The 18,581-nt window shown below is 68.9% G+C and carries 10 protein-coding genes; 5 read left to right on the forward strand and 5 right to left on the reverse strand.

The window, feature by feature from the left end:
* Positions 1–113 precede the first annotated feature (113 nt).
* Entirely contained in the window at positions 114–2,501 is a 2,388-nt protein-coding gene (locus GGR64_RS12375) for a TonB-dependent receptor (protein ID WP_167087850.1), read from the forward strand.
* Positions 2,476–3,810: an aminotransferase class V-fold PLP-dependent enzyme gene (locus GGR64_RS12380; protein ID WP_184646169.1), complete on the forward strand. Its 1,335-nt coding sequence runs from the start codon at positions 2,476–2,478 to the stop codon at positions 3,808–3,810. Before GGR64_RS12375 ends, GGR64_RS12380 begins: the two co-directional genes overlap by 26 nt.
* A gap of 72 nt (positions 3,811–3,882) precedes the next feature.
* On the opposite strand, the gene GGR64_RS12385 is transcribed toward GGR64_RS12380, so the two are convergent.
* From GGR64_RS12385 to GGR64_RS12405, 5 genes are all read right to left on the reverse strand, one after another.
* Positions 3,883–6,114, reverse strand: a complete 2,232-nt coding sequence (locus tag GGR64_RS12385; RefSeq protein ID WP_184646171.1) for an NADP-dependent isocitrate dehydrogenase — start codon at positions 6,112–6,114, stop codon at positions 3,883–3,885.
* Positions 6,115–6,565: 451 nt separating this feature from the next.
* Positions 6,566–7,090 (reverse strand): hypothetical protein, encoded by a 525-nt coding sequence (locus tag GGR64_RS12390; protein ID WP_184646173.1) that lies wholly within the window; start codon positions 7,088–7,090, stop codon positions 6,566–6,568.
* 48 nt (positions 7,091–7,138) lie between these two features.
* Complete coding sequence (locus tag GGR64_RS12395; protein ID WP_160965905.1) at positions 7,139–7,432, reverse strand: LysM peptidoglycan-binding domain-containing protein; 294 nt, start codon at positions 7,430–7,432, stop codon at positions 7,139–7,141.
* Between the two features lie 255 nt (positions 7,433–7,687).
* The gene (gene queF, locus GGR64_RS12400; protein ID WP_160965903.1) at positions 7,688–8,506 is read right to left on the reverse strand and encodes an NADPH-dependent 7-cyano-7-deazaguanine reductase QueF; all 819 of its coding nucleotides are present in this window, start codon (positions 8,504–8,506) and stop codon (positions 7,688–7,690) included.
* Between the two features lie 423 nt (positions 8,507–8,929).
* Positions 8,930–10,234 (reverse strand): M20 family metallopeptidase, encoded by a 1,305-nt coding sequence (locus GGR64_RS12405; RefSeq protein ID WP_184646175.1) that lies wholly within the window; start codon positions 10,232–10,234, stop codon positions 8,930–8,932.
* A 286-nt stretch (positions 10,235–10,520) separates the two neighbouring features.
* On the opposite strand from GGR64_RS12405, the gene GGR64_RS12410 reads away from it, so the two are divergent.
* The 3 genes from GGR64_RS12410 to GGR64_RS12420 all read left to right on the forward strand — a co-directional run bounded on the left by GGR64_RS12410 (position 10,521) and on the right by GGR64_RS12420 (position 18,458).
* The gene (locus GGR64_RS12410; RefSeq protein WP_184646177.1) at positions 10,521–11,765 is read left to right on the forward strand and encodes an efflux RND transporter periplasmic adaptor subunit; all 1,245 of its coding nucleotides are present in this window, start codon (positions 10,521–10,523) and stop codon (positions 11,763–11,765) included.
* A 191-nt stretch (positions 11,766–11,956) separates the two neighbouring features.
* Positions 11,957–15,190: an efflux RND transporter permease subunit gene (locus GGR64_RS12415; RefSeq protein ID WP_184646179.1), complete on the forward strand. Its 3,234-nt coding sequence runs from the start codon at positions 11,957–11,959 to the stop codon at positions 15,188–15,190.
* A 148-nt stretch (positions 15,191–15,338) separates the two neighbouring features.
* On the forward strand, positions 15,339–18,458 hold the full coding sequence (locus tag GGR64_RS12420; protein ID WP_184646181.1) for an efflux RND transporter permease subunit: 3,120 nt from the start codon (positions 15,339–15,341) through the stop codon (positions 18,456–18,458).
* The last annotated feature ends 123 nt before the right edge of the window (positions 18,459–18,581 follow it).

An 18,581-nucleotide genomic window follows, 5' to 3' on the forward strand; every position in this document is an offset into this window, starting at 1 on the left:
GCAACACACGCGTCAATGGCACGTCGTCATCGGCCGCCAGACTATGCCGATTTCGTCATCCCTGCCGCTCGCCGACCCGGCTCCCATCGCCCCCTCTTTCGTCCGGAGTTCCTTTGAATCGCCTCACTCACCGCCACCTGGCGACCGCCATTCTGGCCCTTTGCGCCGGCGATGCCGCCGCCGCGACGTCCATGCCGGCGGAACCTGCCGACACCCCCAGCACGACCCTGGACAGCGTGGTGGTCACCGGCACCCGCGGCGCCAACCGTACCCAGTTCGGCACGCTGGCGCCGGTGGACGTGATCGACGCGCAGGAGATCCGCGCGGTCGGCAGCGCCGACCTCAACACCGTGCTGGCGGCGCTGGTTCCGTCCTTCGTGGTGCAGCGCCTGCCGCTGGCCGACGGCCAGATCTTCGTGCGTCCGGCCACATTGCGCGGGCTCTCGCCGGACCAGACCCTGGTGCTGGTCAACGGCCACCGCTTCCACCGTTCGGCCCTGCTCGGCGCACGCGGCGCGCAGGCGCCGGACCTGGCGCAGATCCCGGTCACGGCGATCAAGCGCATCGAAGTGCTGCGCGACGGCGCCGCCGCACAATACGGCTCGGACGCCATCGCCGGCGTCATCAACATCATCCTCGACGATCGCATCGGCACCGAGATGGGCGCGGACATCTCCAGGTACAGCGCAGGCGATGGCCTCGCCCGCACCTATTCGCTCAAACGCGGCTGGGATCTCCGCGATGGCAGCCTGGTGGCGTTCGCCGAACACAGCGCCTCCGATCCCACCGACCGCGGCGTGCAGCGCGCCGACGCGATCGCGTTCCAGGCCGCACACCCGGGCGTTGCCGTCCCCGACCCGGTGCAGCGCTGGGGCAAGCCGGAACAGCACAGCACGCATCTGGGGATGAACCTGGATGTGGCGCTCGACGACAGCGTCAACCTCTACGGCTATGCGCTGTTCAACGACGGCAGCGGCGTCTCCGACTTCAACTGGCGCAACCCCGATACCAACGCGTCCATCTACAAGACCACCCCGGCGTTTCCCGGTTTCGACCTGCGCCGCGTGTACCCGGCCGGTTTCACCCCGCGTTACGGCAGCGACTACCGCGACGCGCAGACGCTGGGCGGCCTCAAGGGCGCCTTCAACGAGCGTTTCAGCTGGGACGTCAGCGCCGCCTACGGCATGAACCGGATCGCCTATTCGCTGGGCGATTCGATCAACGCCTCGATGGGACCGGGCAGCCCGACCGCCTTCCACCTGGGCTCTCTGCAGCAGCGCGAGGTCAACCTCAACGCCGACTTCGTCTATGCGCTGCCGCTGGCGATGCTGCAGGACCCGGTGAACATCGCCTTCGGCGCCGAGCGCCGCAACGAAGCCTATTCCATCGGCGCCGGCGATCCCGCCTCCTACGCCATCGGTGCCGGCGCGCGCTACGGGCTGGCGCCGAACGCCAATGGCGCCCCCGGCTTCAGCCCCCAGCAATCGGGCAGCTGGGACCAGACCAGCTACGCCGCCTACGTGGACGTGGAAGCGCCGCTGACCGCGCGCCTGAGCGTCGGTGGCGCGGTGCGCTATGAAGACTTCTCCAGCTTCGGCAGCACCCTCAACGGCAAGCTGTCCGCGCGCATGGAACTCACCTCGTGGCTGGCGCTGCGCGGCGCCTGGTCCAACGGTTTCCGCGCGCCCACGCCGGCGCAGTTGTACAGCACCCAGATCACCCAGGGCCTGGACACGGTGAGCCTGCAGGTCTTCAATGCGGGGCGGCTGTCGCCGCAGGACCCGATCGCCGTGGCGCTGGGCGCCAAGCCGCTGAAGCCCGAGGAATCCGATTCGCTGAGCCTGGGGCTGGCCTGGCAGGCGCCGATCGGGCTGTACGGATCGCTGGATCTCTACCGGATCGCGGTCAACGACCGCTTCAGCACCTCGGCCAGCTTCGCGGTGCCGGCCAATCTGCCCAACCCGATGCACTACACGTCGGTCAACTATTTCACCAACGACTTCGACACCACCACCGAAGGCGCGGACCTGGTGTTCGGCTACCAGCATGCGCTCGGGCCCGGTCGCCTCGGCGCCACCGTGGCCTACAACTACAACCGCACCAAGGTCGACGGCGGCAACACCGCCGTGGCGGCCAATCCGACCCAGCGCATCCTGTTCGAGCAACTGTTGCCGCAGCACAAGGGCAGCGTCGGCCTGACCTGGGACCAGGGACCGCTGCAAGGCCTGTTGCGGGTTCGCTACTACGGCGCCTGGACCGACAGCAGCGGCAACAGCACCGGCGACATCTTCCAGCGCTTCGGCGCGATCGCCCTGCTCGACCTCTCGGCCACCTATGCGCTGAGCGAACGTCTGTCGCTGCGGATCGGTGCGGACAACGTGCTCGACACGTATCCGGACAAGGCCACCTTCCAGGCCAGCCGCGGCCTGGTGTATTCGCGCAACGCGCCCTACGACACCGACGGACGCAACGTCTATGCACAACTCCGCCTGCGCTTCTGATCGGCCCGACCCGCGGCGGCGCGCCCTGCTCGCCGCCGCGCCGATGCTGCCGCTGCAGGACATGCTGCGCCAGGTCGGCAGCCAGGCGCTCGCTGCGCCGGGCGCGATACCGGCAGCACCGACAGGCATCGCGCCGCGGCGCCTGGCGCAGGACGAGGGCTACTGGGCGCAGGTCGCCGCCGCCTACGACGTGGACCGGAACGTCGTCGCGCTGGAGAACGGCTATTGGGGCGCGATGTCGCAACCGGTGCTGCGCACCTACCTGCAGCGCGTGCAACAGGTGAACCGCGACAACGCGCATTACGCGCGCCTGCAGTTCCCCGACGACTACCGAGCCTTGCGCGGGCGCGCCGCCACGGTGCTGGGGGTGGCGCCGGGCGAGCTGGCGCTGACCCGCAACGCCACCGAATCGCTGCAACTGCTGATCGGCGGCTACAACCGCCTGCGGCAGGGCGATGCGGTGCTGTTCGCCGACCTGGACTACGACGCGATGATTGCGGCGATGAAGTGGCTGCGGCAGCGCCGCGGCGTCGAGGCGATCGGCATCGACCTGCCGGAACCGGCCACCCGCCAGAACCTGATCGACGCCTATGCGCAGGCGCTGCAACGCCATCCGCAGGTGCGGTTGATGCTCGTCACCTGCATCAGCCATCGCACCGGCCTGGCGCTGCCGGTCGCCGAGATCGTCGCCATGGCACGGCAGCGCGGCGTGGACTGCATCGTCGATGCCACCCAGGCAGTCGGCCAACGCGATCTGCGCCTGCCGGACCTCGGCGCGGACTTCGTCGGCTTCAATTTCCACAAGTGGATCGGCGCGCCGCTCGGCGTCGGCGGGTTCTACATTCGCCACGACCGCATCCCCGACATCGACCCGCAGATGGGCCAGGAGGGCCCGGCCGACAGCATCGACACCCGAGTGCATACCGGCACCGTGGATTTCGCGGCCCTGCTCGCCCTGCCGCCAGCGCTGGATGTGCACGAGCGCATCGGCGCGGCCAACAAGCAGGCACGGCTGCAATTCCTGCGCGACCGCTGGGTGCATCGCGTGGCCGACCTTCCCGGCCTGCAGATCCTCACCCCCGAGGATCCGCAACTGTACGGGGCGATGACCTCGTTTCGCCTGCGCGGGCAGAACAGCGAACAGCAGAACGCCGCCCTCGCACAGCGCCTGCTGCAGCAGTTCGGGATCATGACCACGATGCGCAGCGGCGCGGCCAGTGGGGCCTGCGTGCGGGCCACACCGGCCCTGTTCACCCGTGTGGAGGAACTGGACCGCTTCGCGCAAGCCCTGCGCCGCATCGCCGGCTAAAGCGGCCGCGGCGCGACCCGGCGCCATGCACCCGCCACCGCGCGCGGCGGTGGCGGGTGCGATCCGGGCGCGTCAGGCCGTCAACGTCGCCAGCGCGTCGTTGAGCGTCTTGCTCGGCCGCATCGCCTTGCCGACCAGTTCCAGGTTCGGGCGGTAATAACCCTGGATGTCGACCGGCTGGCCCTGAACGCCGTTGAGCTCGGCGACGATGGTCGCTTCCTGCTCGGCCAGCTGCTTGGCCAGCGGGGCGAAGCGCGCCTTCAGCGCGGCGTCCTCGTCCTGCGCGGCCAGCGCCTGCGCCCAGTACAGGGCCAGGTAGAAGTGGCTGCCGCGGTTGTCCAGCCCGCCGACCTTGCGCGAAGGCGACTTGTCGTTGTCCAGGAACTGGCCGTTGGCCTGGTCCAGGGTGCGCGCCAGCACGCCGATGGCGGCGTTGTGGTGGCGTTGGCCCAGGTGCTCCAGCGACGCGGCCAGCGCCAGGAACTCGCCCAGCGAATCCCAGCGCAGGTAGTTCTCTTCGACGAACTGCTGCACGTGCTTGGGCGCCGAGCCGCCGGCGCCGGTCTCGAACAGGCCGCCGCCGGCCATCAGCGGCACGATCGACAGCATCTTGGCGCTGGTGCCCAGCTCCATGATCGGGAACAGATCGGTGAGGTAGTCGCGCAGCACGTTGCCGGTGACCGAGATGGTGTCCTCGCCCTTGCGGATGCGCTGCAGCGAGAACGCGGTGGCTTCCACCGGCGGCAGGATGCGGATGTCCAGGCCGTTGAGGTCGTGGTCCTGCAGGTAGCGCTCCACCTTCTGGATCATCAGCGCATCGTGGGCGCGCTGCGGATCCAGCCAGAACACCGCCGGGGTGCTGCTCAGGCGCGCGCGCTCGACCGCCAGCTTGACCCAGTCCTGGATCGGCGCGTCCTTGGTCTGGCACATGCGCCAGATGTCGCCGGCTTCCACCGCGTGCTCCAGCAGCACCGTGCCACCGGCATCGGTGACGCGCACGGTGCCGTCGCTGGCGATCTGGAAGGTCTTGTCGTGGGAACCGTATTCCTCGGCCTTCTGCGCCATCAGGCCGACGTTGGGCACGCTGCCCATGGTCGCCGGGTCGAACGCACCGTGCAGTTTGCAGTCCTCGATCACCGCCTGGTACACGCCGGCGTAGCAGCGGTCCGGGATCACCGCCTTGGTGTCCTGCAGCTTGCCCTCGGCGTTCCACATCTTGCCGGAGTCGCGGATCATCGCCGGCATCGACGCATCGACGATCACGTCGCTGGGCACGTGCAGGTTGGTGATGCCCTTGTCGGAATTGACCATCGCCAGCGCCGGGCGCTGCGCGTACAGCGCCTGCAGGTCGGCCTCGATCGGCGCGCGCTGCGCCTCGGGCAGGCTGGCGATGCGCGCGTACAGGTCGCCGATGCCGTTGTTGGCATCGAAGCCCACCTGCTTGAGCGTGGCGGCGTGCTTGTCCAGCACATCGCGGTAGAACGCCTCGACCACCACGCCGAACATGATGGGGTCGGAGACCTTCATCATCGTCGCCTTCAGGTGCAGCGAGAACAGCACGCCCTGCTGCTTGGCATCGGCGATCTGCGCCTGCACGAAGGCGGCCAGCGCGCGCTTGCTCATCACCGCCGCGTCGATCAGCTCACCGGCCTGCACCGCGGTCTTTTCCTTCAGCACCGACACCGTGCCGTCCTTGCCGACCAGCTCGATCTTGACGCTGCCGGCCTGCGCGATCAGCGCCGAGCGCTCGCTGCCGTAGAAATCGCCGGCGTCCATGTGCGCCACGTGCGACTTGGAGTCGGCACTCCACGCGCCCATGCGGTGCGGGTGCTTGCGTGCGTAGTGCTTCACCGAGGCCGGCGCGCGGCGATCGGAATTGCCCTCGCGCAGCACCGGATTGACCGCGCTGCCCTTGACCTTGTCGTAGCGCGCCTTGGCGTCCTTCTCTTTCTCGTCCTTCGGTTCGTCCACGTAGTCCGGCAGCGCGTACCCCTGCTGCTGCAGTTCCTTGATCGCGGCCTTGAGCTGCGGCACCGAGGCGCTGATGTTGGGCAGCTTGATGATGTTGGCTTCCGGCGTGGTCGCCAGCTGACCCAGTTCGGCCAGGTCGTCGGCGATGCGCTGCTCCTCGCGCAGGTAGTCGGGGAACTGCGAGATCAGGCGGCCGGCCAGCGAAATGTCGCGGGTCTCCACGGCGATGCCAGCGGTGCCGGCGAACGCGGAAACGATCGGCAGCAGCGACTGCGTCGCCAGGTACGGGGCTTCATCGGTGAGCGTGTACAGGATCTTGGGCGTATTCGACATGACGCGACGGATGACCTCTGGCAGGGGGAAATAGGCAGCACCGACAGTACGGCGGCGTATGTTTTCTTGTAGGTTTCGCGATGCCGCCAAACGCGGACATCGGCCGTCCATTGTCGCGTGTCTGCCGGCTGTGGGCAAAGCGCGGGGTGTGATGTGCCGTCGGCAAGCGCTACGCAACTCGGCATCCGTCGGGCGACCGATCTGGCGCCGAATCCGCGCGGGCGTGCATGCCCGATGGCTGTCCTGCGCGACAGCACAGGACATCGCGCAACACACCGTGCTGTACACGACATCAGCCAAGCCGCTATGCAGCGGTCGATGGGCAGCCTGCGCTGGGACGTTCCCATCGCACCATGCATAAAAAAGGCGCAGCCTCGCGGCTGCGCCAGCGTGCCGCACGTGCCGGGAGAGAGGCGGCACGTGCGACGCGTGACCGGGACTCAGCCCAGGATCACTTCACCTGGAACGTCTGCGGCGTTCCCGCCGCCTGGCCGTTGACGGTGACCTCGGCCTTGTACTGGCCGGCCGGCCAGCCCTTGGGATTGGTGAACTCGAAGTTGGTGGTGTCCGCACCGCTGGTATTGAGCGTTTCGGTGCGCTCGCCAGCGGTCTGGCCGTCCTGGAACACCAGCTTGGCGCCGACGTTGGCATTGGTGGCCGAGCCCTCGGTCTTCACCGAGACGATGATCTTGTCCTTGCTGGCGAGCGTGGTCAGCGGCGCGACCGACTTGTCCGCGGCGGCGGCGTTGCCGACCGCGACAGCAGCGACATTCACCGCATTGGCACCCGCAGCGGCCGGCGCCGGCTGTTCCGCCGGGGCCGCGGCCGGACCCGGCATCTGCTCGGTGGGTGCGGACGAGGTGGGATCGGACGACACGTGCTGTTCCTGCTCCTGCTTCTTGCAGCCGGCCAGCGCCAGTGCGCCCACCAGGGCGATCAGCAGCGGCGAGAACGAGGACATCGAACGGGTTTTCATCGGGTCGGGACTCCTGTCGGAAGAGCGGGAATTGGCAATGAGGGCGGGTCAGGCGCCGGCGGGCAGCTTGAGCGTCTGACCGGGATAGATCTTGTCGGGGTCGACGAGCACGTCGCGGTTGGCCTCGAAGATGCGCGTCCAGGCATTGCCGTCGCCGTAATGCAATTTGGCGATCTTGGATAGCGAATCGCCGGGCTTGACCACATACACCTGCTGCACCTGCTCGGCCGTGCTGTCGACCTTGCTCTGCACGTCGGAGAAATCCGCCTTCTGCACGACGTCGGCGGTGGTATCCACCTTGGCGGTGACTGCCGAGAAGTCGGCGCGCTTGTCGCTGTTCATCGCGTGGCTCCCTGCGTGATCGGACGCTGCCACGGTGTCACAGGATTTGTTAAAAAAAGATAGCGCGGCCGTGAACCGCGCGGACGCGGTTCAGGCGCGTAGTGCGCATCGCATGTGGCGACACGTATTGTCGTTCGAGCGATTCGGGACACATGCGCGGCACGCGCGTCGCAGGCACGCTCAGCAATCCGATCGCATGCGGACCGCAGACACAGCATGAGCCGTGCCATGCGGCGAGTACGTCGCCGTGCCTGCCTACTGGCGCAGATCGCGCAGGAAGCTCAGCGGTTCGGCCACATCCGGAGTGGCGCGCCAGGGATTGATGTCCAGGCCGCCGCGGCGGGTATAGCGCGCCTCCACCTGCAGCGACTGCGGGCGGCAGCGCGTCATCAGGTCGTGGAAGATGCGCTCGACGCACTGCTCGTGGAAGCCGGCATGCTCGCGGAAACTGATCAGGTAGCGCAGCAGGCCTTCGCGATCGATGCGGCCGCCGCGATAGCGCAGATGCAGCGAAGCCCAGTCCGGCTGGCCGGTGACCGGGCAATTGGACTTGAGCAAGGCGCTGGTGAGGGTTTCCTCGACCACGTCGCCGGCGGTAGCGGACAGGAAGTCCGGACGCGGCGGGCCGTAGCAATCGATGGCGATGTCCAGCGCGTCCAGCGACTCGCCCTCGCCCAGCGTGTCCATCGGCGGCAGGCCGAACTCCATCGCCACGTCGGCGCCGGCGCGCGCCGACAGGTCGGTGACGATGCAACTGCGCAGCGCTTCGGCGCTGTTGAAGCGCATCGCGTTGAGCGAGTTGAGATAGAGCTTGAGCGACTTGGATTCGATCAGGTTGGGCGAGGCGCACGGCACCTGCAGGGTCGCGGTGGCGACACAGGGCTTGCCCTGCGCATCGAGCCAGCTCAGTTCGTAGGCATGCCAGCGGTCCACGCCGAAAAACGGCAGCGCCGCGGGGTCGAGACCGATCTCGCTACGTGCCGCGGCACGCGGGATGGGAAACAGCAACGCGGGATCGTACTGCGACGGGTAGGCGACCTCGCGGCCGAGGCTGGAATCCTGGGGGGTGTTCATGCGCTGCAGTGTAGCGGGAGCGTTCTGGCTGGGAGGTGTATGGGGCGGGGATTCGGGATTCGGGATTGGCAGAAGCGAAATCGCGCCTACTGGTATCGAGGTGCTTGCGTCGATTCGGTGCTTCGCGCGTCGCGGCGGAAGCCGCTCCTACAGCTGCAGGGCTCGCAGCAGGCGCGATGAGCGTTGTGGGAGGGACTTCAGTCCCGACTGCTGCCGAAGCAGCACCTCGGTTCAGGGCTTCATGCGTCGCGACTGAAGTCGCCCCTCTGTTGTAGGAGCGGCTTCAGCCGCGACAGCCTTCCCGGTAAAGCCTGTCGCGGCTGAAGCCGCTCCTACGGGTGTCCATCCATGCCGGACATGTGAGCGATTCCGCCTACGCCGCTGCACCCACGCCCTTGCGAATCCCCACTCCCCACTCCCCAATCACTGCTTCAAGTAATCCAACGTCACCTGCAGCATGGCGCGCAGGCCGACGTCCAGGGCGGTCTCGTCGAGCAGGAACTGCGGCGAGTGGTTGCTGGGCGCGGTCGCCGGGTCGATGCCGGGGGCGGTGGCGCCGACGAAGAAGAACATCGACGGCACCTGCTGCGCGTAGTACGAGAAATCCTCCGCGCCCATCTGCAGCGGCGGTTCGTAGACGTTGCCGGCGCCCACCACCGCCTGCAGGCTGGGCAGCATGCGCGCGGTCAGTGCCGGGTCGTTGACCGTGGCCGGGTTGCCGTCCTGGTCGGGCACGTGCGCTTCGGCCTTGGCGCCGTGCGCGGCGGCGGTGTGCTCGGCCACGGTCTTCAGGTCGGCGAAGATCTGCTGGCGCATGCCCTCGTCGAAGGTGCGGATGGTGCCGACCATCTCCACGTCGTCGGGAATGATGTTGTAGCGGATGCCGCCCTTGATCGCGCCGAAGCTGAGCACCGCCGGTTGCTTGGACAGGTTGGCGCGGCGGCTGATCACCGTCTGCGCGGCGCCGATCAGGTCGGCGCTGGTCACGATCGGGTCGATGCCGTTCCACGGCGCCGAGCCGTGGGTCTGGCGGCCGATCACCTTAATGCTGAAGCGATCCGAGGCGGCCATCAGCGGGCCGCCGCGCACCGCGATCTTGCCGGCCTGGACGCTGGAGAACACGTGCAGGCCGAACATCGCCTGCGGCTTGAAGTCGCGGAACAGGCCTTCCTTGAGCATCAGCGAGGCGCCGCCCTCCTCGTTGCCCGGCGCGCCCTCCTCCGAGGGCTGGAACACCAGCATGACCTCGCCCGGCAGCTGCGCGCGCATCGCCACCAGCGCCTCGGCGACACCGAGCAGGATCGCGGTATGCGCGTCGTGGCCGCAGGCGTGCATCACCCCCACGGTCTCGCCGCGGTACTCGCCGGTGGCCTTGGAGGCGAACGGCAGGCCGGTCTGCTCGGTCACCGGCAGCGCGTCCATGTCCGCGCGCAGGGCGATCTTCGGCCCGGGCAGCGCGCCTTTGACGATCGCCACCACGCCGTGGTGGGCGATGCCGGTCTGCGGCTTCAGGCCCAGCGCGCGCAGCCGCTCGGCGACCTTGGCGGCGGTGCGCTCCTCGCGGTTGGACAGCTCCGGGTGCTGGTGGAAGTCGCGCCGCCACTCCACCACCTTGGCCTGCAACTTGGCCGCGGCGGCCGTCACCTCCGGGCGCTCGGCGCTCTGCGCCCAGGCCAGGGCGGGGACGGCGAACAGCATCGCGGACAGCAGGCGGGACAGGCGCGGCATGGCAGGTCTCCAGGTCGGGACGTAACGGGCGTTCAGTCAATGTAGTGCATCGGCGGCCGGCCGGGGGCGGCCGTGGATCCCGCCGCGGGGAAAAAACCCTTGCGAATCCGTGTCAACCGATGCACCGCCGGTGCGTTGCGAGAGCGGACGACCGGCTTTGCCCACCCGCGGGGCCTGTCCCTTCAGTCATGGTCCAATCGCAACGCGCCGGCGATATGCTTCCTCGCTCGTCACCAGCCACTGCGGGAGGGCCCTCCACCCCGCCTCGCCACAGGAGTTTCCCCGGATGTCGCGTTTCTGGAAGATTGCGCTGCTGATCCTCGCAGCGGTGGCCCTGGTGGTGGTGGGCACGCGCTTCATGCGCGGCGGTGGGCATCACAAGGGCGGCGGCGCCGGCGACGGCATGGGCGACGACAGCGATGCCACGCCGGTTCCGGTAACGGTGGTCGCCGCGACCAGCCAGACGGTGCCGATCTACGCCACCGCCACCGGCACGGTGACCGCGCTGAGCACCGTCACCGTCAACCCGCAGGTCAGCGGCCAGCTGATGAGCCTGAATTTCCGCGAAGGCCAGGAAGTGAAGAAGGGCGAGCTGCTCGCGCAGATCGACCCGCGCTCGCTGCAGGCCAGCTACGACCAGGCCGCGGCGAGCAAGCGCCAGAACCAGGCGCTGCTGGCCACCGCGCGTTCCACCTTCCAGCGCTCCGACTCGCCGGCCTACCGCCAGTACGTGGCCAAGACCGACCTGGACACCCAGCGCAACCAGGTGGCGCAGTACGAAGCGGCGGTCGCCGCCAACGACGCGCAGATGCGCGCGGCGCAGGTGGAGCTGCAGTACACCCGCATCCTCGCCCCCAGCGACGGCATCGCCGGCATCCGCGGGGTGGACGTGGGCAACATCGTCAGCACCAGCAGCACCATCGTCACCATCACCCAGGTGCACCCGATCTACGTGACCTTCAACCTGCCGGAGATCCAGCTGCAGGACGTGCGCCAGGCGCAGGCGGCGGCGCCGCTGCCGGTGGCCGCGCTGGACCGCACCGATGCGCATCCGATCGCCAGCGACGGCCAGGTCGACGTGATCGACAACCAGATCAGCGCCGACACCGGCACCTTCAAGGTCCGCGCGGTGTTCCCGAACGACGACCGCGCGCTGTGGCCGGGCCAGTTCGTCAACGTGCGCCTGACCCTGCGCACCGTGGCAGACGGCGTGGTGGTGCCGACCCAGGCGGTGCAGCGCGGCCCCAACGGCGACTACGTGTACGTGGTGCAGCCCGACAACACGGTCAAGATGCAGACGGTCAAGCAGGGGGCGGAAGTGGGCGACAGCCAGGTGCAACTGACCGAAGGCCTGAAGGCCGGCGAGCGGGTGGTCACCGAGGGCCAGTTCCGGCTCAAGCCCGGCACCAAGGTGACCGCGCTGAAGCCGGGCGAGGCGCCGCCGGAGCCGACCGAGGCCGAGCTGAAGGCCGCCGAAGGCAAGCAGCAGCAGCGCGGCGGCGGACGCCGCGGCGGCGGCGGGCCGCGCTGAGCGCGTCGCGCCAGCAGGCGACGGTAGCCGTGCCGAGCCCGCGTGGCCGGCACGCGCCGGGTCGCCCGCTGGCGGTGGCGTTCCCGTCCCACGTCGCGATCGCGACGCAGGGTCACGGCCGCCGCTGATTCCGCCGTCTTTCCCGGCGCCGGCACGGCCGCACCGGACTCTCACCAGCAAGGATCTTCCCCGTGGGCTTTTCGACGATCTTCATCCGCCGCCCGATCGCCACCACCTTGCTGATGGCAGGCGTGCTGCTGCTCGGCATCCTCGGCTACCGGCAGCTGCCGGTGTCGGCGCTGCCGGAAATCGACGCGCCCAGCCTGGTGGTGACCACGCAGTACCCCGGCGCCAACGCCAGCACCATGGCCTCGCTGGTGACCACGCCGCTGGAGCGGCAGCTCGGGCAGATCTCCGGGCTGCAGATGATGACCTCCGACTCGTCGGCCGGCCTGTCCACGATCGTGCTGCAGTTCGCGATGGACCGCGACATCGATATCGCCGCGCAGGACGTGCAGGCGGCGATCCGCCAGTCCACCCTGCCCTCCTCGCTGCCCTACCAGCCGGTCTACAACCGGGTGAACCCGGCCGACGCCGCGATCCTCACCCTCAAGCTCAGTTCCGACACGCTGCCGCTGCGCGACGTCAACAACTACGCCGACTCGATCCTGGCCCAGCGCCTGTCGCAGGTGCCGGGCGTGGGCCTGGTGTCGATCGCCGGCAACGTGCGCCCGGCGGTGCGCATCCAGGTCAATCCGGCGCAGCTGTCGAACATGGGCCTGACCATGGAGGCGCTGCGCAGCGCGCTGACCCAGACCAACGTCAACGCGCCGAAGGGCTCGCTCAACGGCAAGACCCAGTCCTACAGCATCGGCACCAACGACCAGCTGTCCAGCGCCGCCGAGTACCGCGACACCGTCATCAGCTACAAGAACGGCGCGCCGGTGCGGCTGTCGGACGTGGCCAAGGTGGTGGACGGGGTGGAGAACGACCAGCTCGCCGCCTGGGCCGACGGCAAGCCGGCAGTGCTGCTGGAAGTGCGCCGCCAGCCCGGCGCCAACATCGTGCAGACGGTGGAGCAGATCCGCGCGATCCTGCCGCAGCTGCAAGGCGTGTTGCCGGCCGGCGTACACCTGGACGTGTTCTCCGACCGCACCGAGACCATCCGCGCCTCGGTGCACGAGGTCAAGTTCACCCTGATCCTGACCATCGGCCTGGTGGTGGCGGTGATCTTCGTGTTCCTGCGCCGGCTGTGGGCCACGGTGATCCCGTCGGTGGCGGTGCCGCTGTCGCTGGCCGGCACCTTCGCGGTGATGGCCTTCGCCGGCATGTCGCTGGACAACCTGTCGCTGATGGCGCTGGTGGTGGCCACCGGCTTCGTGGTCGACGATGCGATCGTGATGATCGAGAACATCGTGCGCTACATCGAACAGGGCAAGAGCGGCCGCGAGGCCGCGGAGATCGGCGCACGCCAGATCGGCTTCACCGTGCTGTCGCTGACCGTGTCGCTGGTGGCGGTGTTCCTGCCGCTGATCCTGATGCCAGGCGTCACCGGCCGCCTGTTCCACGAGTTCGCCTGGGTGCTGAGCATCGCGGTGGTGATCTCGATGCTGGTGTCGCTGACGCTCACGCCGATGATGTGCGCCTACCTGCTCAAGCCCGATGCCCTGCCCGAGGGCGAGGACGCGCACGAGCGGGCGGCGGCGGCCGGCAAGACCACGCTGTGGTCGCGCACCGTGGCGCTGTACGAGCGCAGCCTGGACTGGGTGCTGGGCCACCAGAAGCTGACCCTGCTGGTGGCGCTGGCGACCATGGTGCTGACCGTGCTGCTGTACGTGGTGATCCCCAAGGGCCTGCTGCCCGAGCAGGACACCGGGCTGATCACCGGCGTGGTCCAGGCCGACCAGAACGTGGCGTTCCCGCAGATGGAGCAGCGCACCCAGGCGGTGGCCGAGGCGCTGCGCCGCGACCCGGCGGTGACCGGCGTGGCCGCCTTCATCGGCGCCGGCTCGATGAACCCCACCCTCAACCAGGGCCAGCTCAGCATCGTGCTGAAGCCGCGCAGCGACCGCGACAGCCTGGAAGACGTGATGCCGCGGCTGCAGAAGGCGGTGGCCGGGCTGCCCGGCGTGGCGCTGTACCTGAAGCCGGTGCAGGACGTGACCCTGGACACCCGCGTGGCCGCCACCGAGTACCAGTACTCGCTCTCCGACGTGGACAGCGCCGAACTGGCGACCGAGGCCACGCGCCTGACCGAGGCGCTGCGCAAGCGCCCGGAACTGGCCGACGTGGACAACAACCTGGCCAACCAGGGCCGCGCGCTGGAACTGCGCGTGGACCGCGACAAGGCCAGCGCCCTCGGCGTGCCGATGCAGACCATCGACGACACGCTGTACGACGCTTTCGGCCAGCGCCAGATCTCCACCATCTTCACCCAGCTCAACCAGTACCGCGTGGTGCTGGAAGTGGCGCCGGAATTCCGCACCAGCACCGCGCTGCTGAACCAGCTGGCGGTGGCCAGCAACGGCAGCGGCGCGCTGACCGCCAGCAACGCCACCAGCTTCGGCCAGACCACCTCCAGCAACTCCTCCACCGCCACCGGCATCGGCGCGCAGAACACCGGCATCACCGTCGGCAGCGGCGGCACGGTACCGCTGGCGGCGGTGGCCGAGGCCAAGCAGTCGACCACGCCGCTGGTGGTCAGCCACCAGCAGCAGCTGCCGGCGGTGACGGTGTCGTTCAACCTGGCGCCGGGCTACTCGCTGTCGCAGGCGGTGTCGGCGATCGAGGAGACCCGCGCGCAGTTGCAACTGCCGCCGCAGCTGCATGCCGAATTCATCGGCAAGGCCGCCGAGTTCACCGGCAGCCAGACCGACGTGGTGTGGCTGCTGCTGGCCTCGGTGGTGCTGATCTACATCGTGCTGGGCGTGCTCTACGAGAGCTACATCCACCCGCTGACCATCATCTCCACGCTGCCGCCGGCCGGCGTCGGCGCGCTGCTGGCGCTGATGCTGTGCGGACTGAGCCTGTCGGTGGACGGCATCGTCGGCATCGTGCTGCTGATCGGCATCGTCAAGAAGAACGCGATCATGATGATCGACTTCGCGATCGACGCGCGCCGCGAGGGCGCCAGCGCCCACGACGCGATCCGCCGCGCCTGCCTGCTGCGCTTCCGCCCGATCATGATGACCACCGCCGCGGCGATGCTCGGCGCGCTGCCACTGGCGCTGGGCGACGGCATCGGCTCGGAACTGCGCCGCCCGCTGGGCATCTCCATCGTCGGCGGCCTGCTGCTGTCGCAGCTGGTCACCCTGTACACCACGCCGGTGATCTACCTGTACATGGAACGCGCCTCCGAGCGCGTGCGCGCCTGGCGCGAGCGGCGAGCGGCGCGGCATGCGACGGCGGCGGAGGGGCGGGCGTGAAGCGCCGGGATTTGGGATTGGGGAGTGGCGCATCGTGGCGCGCGTGCGGCGTCGGGTTTCCGGGCATCCCACATGGAGTCACTGAGCCAGTAGCGCGCGGGAATGCCGCTTCCCGAATCCCCAATCCCGAATCCCCAATCCCGGCCCCATGAATATCTCCGCGCCCTTCATCCGCCGCCCCATCGGCACCGCGCTGCTGGCCATCGGCCTGTTCGTGATCGGCATGATGTGCTACCTGCGCCTGGGCGTGGCGGCACTGCCGAACATCTCGATCCCGGTGATCTTCGTGCAGGCCAGCCAGGCCGGCGCCGACGCCTCGACCATGGCCGCCACGGTCACCGCGCCCTTGGAGCGGCACCTGGGCCAGGTGCCCGGCATCGACACCATGCGCTCCTCCAGCTCGGAGGGGAACAGCCAGGTGTTCATGGTGTTCCAGAGCAGCCGCAACATCGACTCGGCGGCGCAGGACGTGCAGACCGCGATCAACGCCGCGCAGGCCGACCTGCCCTCCGGCCTGGCCACGCCGCGCTACCAGAAGGCCAATCCCAACGACGATCCGGTCATCGCCATCGCCCTGACCTCCGAGACGCAATCGGCCGACGAGCTGTACAACGTCGCCGATTCGCTGCTGGCGCAGCGCCTGCGGCAGATCAGCGGCGTGGCCTCGGTGGACATCGGCGGCGCCTCCACGCCGGCGGTGCGGGTGGACGTGAACCTGCGCGCGCTCAACGCCATGGGCCTGACCCCGGACGACCTGCGCAATGCGGTGCGCGCGGCCAACGTCACCTCGCCCACCGGCTTCCTCAGCGACGGCGCCACCACCACCGCCATCGTCGCCAACGATGCGGTGGCCAAGGCCGCCGACTTCGGCCAGGTGGTGATCAGCCAGCAGCAGGGCCGCACGGTGCGTCTGCGCGACATCGCCAACGTCTACGACGGCCAGCAGGACGCCTACCAGGCGGCCTGGTTCGGCGGCAAGCCGGCGGTGGTGATGTATGTGTTCACCCGTGCCGGCGCCAACATCGTGGAGACGGTGGATCGGGTCAAGGCCGAGATCCCGATGCTGCGCACCTATCTGCAGCCCGGCACCAAGATGACGGCGTACTTCGACCGTACCCCGACCATCCGCGCCTCGCTCAACGAGGTGCAGGCCACGCTGATGATCAGCCTGGCGATGGTGGTGCTGACCATGGCGCTGTTCCTGCGCCGCCTGGCGCCCACGCTGATCGCTGCGGCCACCGTGCCGCTGTCGCTGGCCGGCGCGGCGCTGGCGATGCACGTGATGGGCTTCACCCTCAACAACCTGAGCCTGCTGGCGCTGGTGATCGCGATCGGCTTCGTCGTCGACGATGCGATCGTAGTCATCGAGAACATCATGCGCCACCTCGACGAGGGCATGTCGCGGCTGGATGCGGCGCTGGCCGGCGCGCGCGAGATCGGCTTCACTATCGTCTCGATCACCGCCTCGCTGGTGGCGGTGTTCATTCCGATCCTGTTCGCCAGCGGCATGATCGGAGTGTTCTTCCGCGAGTTCACCGTCACCCTGGTCGCGGCGATCTGCGTCTCGGCAGTGGTCTCGCTCACACTGACCCCGGCGTTGTGCAGCCGCTTCCTGTCCGCGCACGCCGAGCCGGAACAACCCGGCCGCTTCGGCGCCTGGCTGGAGCGCATGCACGAGCGCATGCTGCGCGTGTACACCGTGGCCCTGGACTTCTCGCTGCGCCACGCGCTGCTGCTGGCGCTGACCCCGCTGCTGCTGATCGTGGCCACGGTGTTCCTGGCCGGCGCGGTCAAGAAGGGCTCGTTCCCGGCGCAGGACACCGGCCTGATCTGGGGCCGCGCCACCTCCAGCGCCACCGTGTCCTTCGCCGACATGGTCAGTCGCCAGCGCCGCATCACCGACATGCTGATGTCCGACCCGGCGGTGAAGATCGTCGGCGCGCGCCTGGGCAGCAGCCGCCAGGGCTCCAGCGCCAGCTTCAACATCGAACTCAAGCGCCGCGACGAAGGCCGCACCGAGACCACCGCCGAGGTCCTGGCGCGGCTCAGCGCCAAGGCCGACCGCTACCCGGACCTGCAACTGCGCCTGCGCGCGATCCAGGACCTGCCCAGCGACGGCGGCGGCGGCACCAGCCAGGGCGCGCAGTACCGCGTCTCGCTGCAGGGCAACGACAACGCGCAATTGCAGGAGTGGCTGCCCAAGCTGCAGGCCGCGCTGAAGCAGAACCCGAAGCTGCGCGATGTCGGCACCGACGTGGACAACGCCGGCCTGCGCCAGAACATCGTCATCGACCGCGCTCTGGCCGCACGCCTGGGCGTATCGGTCGGCGCCATCGACGGCGCGCTGTACGGTGCGTTCGGCCAGCGCCAGATCTCCACCATCTACTCCGATCTCAACCAGTACAGCGTGGTGGTCAACGCGCTGCCGGACCAGACCGCCACGCCGGCCGCGCTGGACCGCATCTACGTGCCCACCCGCAACGGCACGATGATCCCGCTGACCGCGGTGGCGCACCAGGTGCCGGGCCTGGCGCCGTCGCAGATCACGCACATGAACCAATACACGACGATGGATCTGAGCTACAACCTGGCGCCGGGCGTGAGCACCGGCGAGGGCGATGCGATCATCAAGGCCACCGTCGACGGGCTGCGCATGCCCGGCGACATCCGCATCGCCGACGGCGGCGGCTTCGGTGTGCAGCTGCAGCCGAACTCCATGCTGGTGCTGGTGCTGGCCGCGATCGTGGTGGTCTACATCGTGCTGGGCATGCTCTACGAGAGCCTGGTGCACCCGGTGACCATCCTGTCCACGCTACCGGCGGCGGGCATGGGCGCGTTGCTGGCGCTGTGGGTCACCGGCACCGAGCTGTCGGTGATCTCGATGATCGCGCTGGTGCTGCTGATCGGCATCGTCAAGAAGAACGCGATCATGATGATCGACTTCGCCCTGGTCGCCGAGCGCGAGCACGGCAAGACCCCGCTGGAGGCTGCGCGCGAAGCCTGCATCGTGCGCTTCCGCCCGATCATGATGACCACCATGGTGGCGATCCTGGCCGCGGTCCCGCTGGCGGTGGGCCTGGGCGAAGGCTCGGAACTGCGCCGCCCGCTCGGCATCGCGATGATCGGCGGCCTGCTGATCTCGCAGAGCCTGACCCTGCTCAGCACCCCGGCGCTGTACGTGATCTTCTCCTGCCTGCGCGAACGCTGGTACGCGCGCCGTGCGCGCCGACGCGAGCGCCGCCAGCTTGCTGCGGGGATTCGGAATTAGGGATTCGGGATTCGCAAAAGCGGGTGTCCGTACGGCGTTAGGGCTGGCGTGATCCGCTGTGCCTCAAGCGCTCGATAGAGCCGCCTTTACGAATCCCCAATCCCGACTCCCCAATCCCCGCAC

This window comes from Xanthomonas sp. 3307 (assembly GCF_014199735.1).
GTDB classification, from domain to species: domain Bacteria; phylum Pseudomonadota; class Gammaproteobacteria; order Xanthomonadales; family Xanthomonadaceae; genus Xanthomonas_A; species Xanthomonas_A rydalmerensis.